General features: G+C 67.6%; 4 protein-coding genes. All 4 read right to left on the reverse strand.

Features of this window, described 5'->3' with window-relative positions; genetic code table 11:
* A partial coding sequence (locus ACRDPN_RS05470) for a ubiquitin-like domain-containing protein (protein ID WP_431446361.1) occupies positions 1 to 1,016 on the reverse strand: 1,016 nt, incomplete at its 3' end.
* Between the two features lie 63 nt (positions 1,017 to 1,079).
* Positions 1,080 to 1,943 carry a TatD family hydrolase gene (locus ACRDPN_RS05475; protein ID WP_431446362.1) on the reverse strand — a complete coding sequence of 288 codons (864 nt, stop codon included), beginning with the start codon at positions 1,941 to 1,943 and terminating at the stop codon, positions 1,080 to 1,082.
* Positions 1,940 to 3,535 carry a methionine--tRNA ligase gene (metG, locus tag ACRDPN_RS05480; RefSeq protein WP_431446363.1) on the reverse strand — a complete coding sequence of 532 codons (1,596 nt, stop codon included), beginning with the start codon at positions 3,533 to 3,535 and terminating at the stop codon, positions 1,940 to 1,942. Before metG ends, ACRDPN_RS05475 begins: the two co-directional genes overlap by 4 nt.
* Before the next feature lie 10 nt (positions 3,536 to 3,545).
* A partial coding sequence (rsmI, locus tag ACRDPN_RS05485) for a 16S rRNA (cytidine(1402)-2'-O)-methyltransferase (protein ID WP_431446364.1) occupies positions 3,546 to 4,345 on the reverse strand: 800 nt, incomplete at its 5' end.

Here is a 4,345-nt window from a genome sequence, read left to right on the forward strand (position 1 = left end):
CGGCTGTGCTCGTGCGGGAGGCCGGGGCCGCCCACGCTGTGCCAGGTGGCAGCGCTGAACTGCAGGCCGCCGTAGTAGCCGTTGCCGGTGTTGATGCTCCAGTTGCCGCCGGACTCGCACTCGGCGATCTTGTCCCAGACGCTGCCGGAGGCGACGGACGGGGACTCGGCGGTGCCACGGGCGATGACCCGGGTCTCAGGCTTCTCAAGCTTCTTGGAGGTCAGCACGAGGCGGTTCTGCTGCTCGCCGTCGGCCTTGGTGATGAGGACGTGCTCACGGGCCTTGCCAGCCTTGCCGGGCTCGAGCACCTTGGTGGCGCCCTTCTCCATGTCGCCGTCGTCCTTGTACTCGACCGGCGGCTCGAGGTCGACCGTCTCGGTCTTGTCGATCATCTCGATGCGGGTGACCTTGAGCTTGTCGCCCTCGCCCACGAGCGCGGCACGACCCGGGTCGACCCGGTCGTCATTGTCGAGACGGACGTCAGCGTCCTTCAGGGCGGACTCGACGGTGGGCGCCGAGGAGGTGAACTTCTCGGTGTCGCCGTCGGCCTTGACGGTGATCTTCTTCGGGTTGCTGACGACGATGTCGAGACCGGCGCGCGGGATGCGGGCGGAACGGCTGACGTTCATGTATGCGTCGTCGGACGGGTCGACCTCGTAGCGGTCGAGGACGTCGCCGACAGTGTCGTCGTGCACGGTGGCCTCACGGGACTTGCCGTCAACGGCGACGCTGACCGATTTGGCGTAGTCGACCTTGATCGTGTCGCCGTCGGCCAAAGGAGCCTTCTCGTCGACGTTGATCTTGTCGTCCGCCCGCAGCTCGACGTCCTTGGAGGCGAGCACGCCGGTGACGGAGTCACTGAAGGTGCGAACCGTGTCGGAGCGCCCGTCGAGGTCCACGGTGACGGTCTTGCTCAGGGCTCCGTAAGCGGCGGTGCCGCCGGCGATGACCAGCAGCACAGCGATGTTGAGCGCAATGAGCGCGCGTTTCTTGCGGATGCGATGAGGGTGATGCACAGGGTCAACCTTGTGTCTCGGGGTCGGGGCAACTTTTCCACCGTACGAGCGTCGAATCACAGGTCAAACTCGCTCTGCCCACGGTCCGCCGAACGCGTGTTCGGTATTCGTGTTGATGTCACGGCAGAGTTCAGCATCAGAAAATCCTACTATTCCAGCCATAAACCGCACGGTGAGAGGCACGAGAAACGATGCGTTGGGTCGACCGCGGTACGGCGTTGGTGTGAGGAAGGGCGCATCAGTCTCCACGAGGATACGGTCACGAGGGGTCACTCTTAATGCATCTCTCAACGACTCGGCGTTCTTGAAAGTCACGGTTCCGGCGAACGACAAATATGTGCCACGGTCGACACAGGCCCGGGCGAAATCGGCGTCACCGGAGAAGCAGTGCATGACGGTCCGGGGCGGCACGCCTTCCTCGTCGAGCAGACGCAGCACGTCGTCGTGGGCGTCGCGGTCGTGGATCACCAGCGTGCGGTCGTGCCGGTGAGCCATCCGGATGTGCTCGCGAAAGGAGTGGTGCTGTGCCGCCCGGCCATCCTCTCCCGTGCGGAAGTAGTCGAGCCCAGTTTCACCCACTGCTCGAACCACGTGGTGCCGCGCCAGTTCGTCGATCTCCCGAAGCGCGTCGTCGAGGGTCCCCTGTTCGGCGAGCAGCGGCGCCTCGTTCGGGTGCAACGCGACGGTGGCCACGATCGACGGCTGGGCCCGCGCCGTCTCCACCGCCCAGTGTGAGCTCTCGATGTCGCAGCCGACCTGCACGATCCGAGTGACGCCGACGGCCGCCGCCCGGTCGAGCGCGTCGTCGACGTCGATGAGCAGCCCGCCCTTGATGCGATGGTCGAGGTGGCAGTGGTTGTCGACGACTGGTGACGGCAGCGGCTCGGGTGCGTCCGGCCACGGCCAGTCGTCGTGCGTTTGCGTCACTGGGCCTCGATGCGCGGGAACAGGCTCGGCACCTTGGTGATGGTGGATCCCGCCGGCAGGGTGTCCCACGCGGCCGCGTCGGCGATGCGCTGGTCGGCCAGCGGGCCGAGCGCTGGTTCTGCACCGAGCGACGACCACAACGAGGCCGATGCCTTGGGCATCACCGGGTTGAGGAGCACGGCGAGCGCACGCAGCCCCTCCGCCGCCGTGAGGAGGATCGTGGCCAAGCGGCCGCCATCAGCGGCACCGTCGGGATCGGCCTTGGCCAGCTTCCACGGTGCCTGCTCGGTGAGGTAGCCGTTGAGCTCCTCGACGATGCGCCAGATGGCGGCGAGCGCATCCTGCGGTGCGACCGCGTCGATGGCGGCGTCCGCGTCGGCGACCGCGGACTCGACCGTGAGCACGATCTTGTCCTCCGCGTCGGTGCGCTCACCCGAGCTGGGCAGCGTGCCGCCGAAGTACGAGGTGATCATCGCGGCCACGCGCGACGCAAGGTTGCCGAAGCCGTTGGCGAGCTCGGCGTGGTACCTGGCGTGGATGTCCTCCCAGGAGATCGAGCCGTCGCTTCCGAACGTCAGTGCACGGGCGAAGTAGTAGCGGTAGGCATCGGAGCCGAAGACGTCGACGAGCTCGTCGGGGCGGATGCCGTTGGCCTTGCTCTTGCTCATCTTCTGGCCACCGACGAGCAGCCATCCGTGCGCGAAGACCTGGTGCGGCACCGGCTGGCCGGCCGCCATCAGCATCGCCGGCCAGATGACCGCGTGGAAGCGGGCGATGTCCTTGCCGACGATGTGCACGTCAGCCGGCCAGATGCGATCGAATCGCTCTCGGTCCGTTCCGTACCCGATGGCCGTCACGTAGTTCAGGAGCGCCTCGATCCAGACGTACATGACGTGGTTCTCGTCCCACGGCACCTTGATGCCCCAGTCGAAGGTCGACCGCGACATCGAGAGATCCTTGAGCCCGCGACTGACGAACGAGACGATCTCGTTGCGGGCCGAGGCCGGCTTGATGAAGTCGGGATTCGCCGCGTAGTGGTCGAGCAGCGGCTGCTGGTACTCCGAGAGCTTGAAGTAGTAGTTCTCCTCGGTCATGAACTCGACCCGGCTGCCGTCGAGCGAGGAGACCTTGAATCCTTCGTCGTCGCCCTCGCCGGCGACGACGTCGTCGTCGCCGACGAACTCCTCACTCCCGACGCTGTAGTAGCCGGAGTACTCACCCTGGTAGACCGCGCCGCGGTCGTAGAGGTCCTGCCAGAAGGCGCGCGCGCCGTCGAGGTGGCGCTGCTCGGTGGTGCGGATGAAGTCGTCGTTGGCGACGTCGATCGTCTCCAGGAGCGGCATCCACTCCTTCTTGATGAGCGGGTCGGCCCATTCCTTGGGCGTGACGCCGTTCTCCTGCGCCTTGCGCAGCACCTTGAGCCCGTGCTCGTCGGTGCCGGTGAGGTACCAGACGTCTTCGCCCCGCTGGCGGTGCCACCGCGTGATGATGTCGCCCATCACGGTCGTGTACGCGTGGCCGATGTGGGGCGCGTCGTTGACGTAGTAGATGGGCGTCGTGACGTAAAAGGTCGAGTCGGCGGGTGAAGGCACGCGCTCAATCCTAGTGAGGGGCGTGCGCGGCGGTGTAGACGTCCTGTCGGCGGACACCGGTCTCGGCGGACACGCGGGCGATCGCGTCCTTGCGGCTCAGCCCGTCGCCCTCGGCCTCGGCGACCAGCTCGCGCAGATCGTCGGCCGTGTGGTCGCGCTCCTGCTCGGTGGCACCGGCGACCACGAGCGTGACCTCACCGCGCACCCCGTGTTCCTGCCCCTCGGCCCATGCGACGAGCTCGGCGAGCGTCCCGCGGGCGACCTCCTCGTAGGTCTTCGTGAGCTCGCGGCACACCGCGGCTGGACGGTCTGCGCCGAAAGCCTCCGACATCGCGGCCAGCGTGGCCCCGGTGCGGTGCGGCGACTCGAAGAAGACCATGGTTCGTGGCTCGCGGCGCAGCGCCCCGAGCGCACGGCGACGCTCCCCCGCCTTGCGAGGCGCGAAACCCTCGAAGCAGAAGCGGTCGACCGGCAGGCCCGACACCGCCAGCGCCGTGAGCACGGCCGACGGGCCGGGCACTGCAGTGACGTCGAGGCCGGCGTCGACGCACGCGGCAACAAGGCGGTAGCCGGGGTCGGAGACACTCGGCATCCCCGCATCGGTGACCAGTAGGACGGTGGAGCCGTCGGCAACAGCCTTCACGAGCTCAGGCGTCCGCTCGCGCTCGTTGCCCTCGAAGTACGACACCACCCGGCCGCCCACCTCCACGCCGAGGTCCGACGCGAGACGACGCAGCCGGCGGGTGTCCTCGGCGGCCACGACGTCGGCCGAGGCCAGCAGCTCGGCCAGTCGCGGCGAGGCGTCAGCGG

This window comes from Aeromicrobium sp. (assembly GCF_050700635.1).
Taxonomy (GTDB): domain Bacteria; phylum Actinomycetota; class Actinomycetes; order Propionibacteriales; family Nocardioidaceae; genus Aeromicrobium.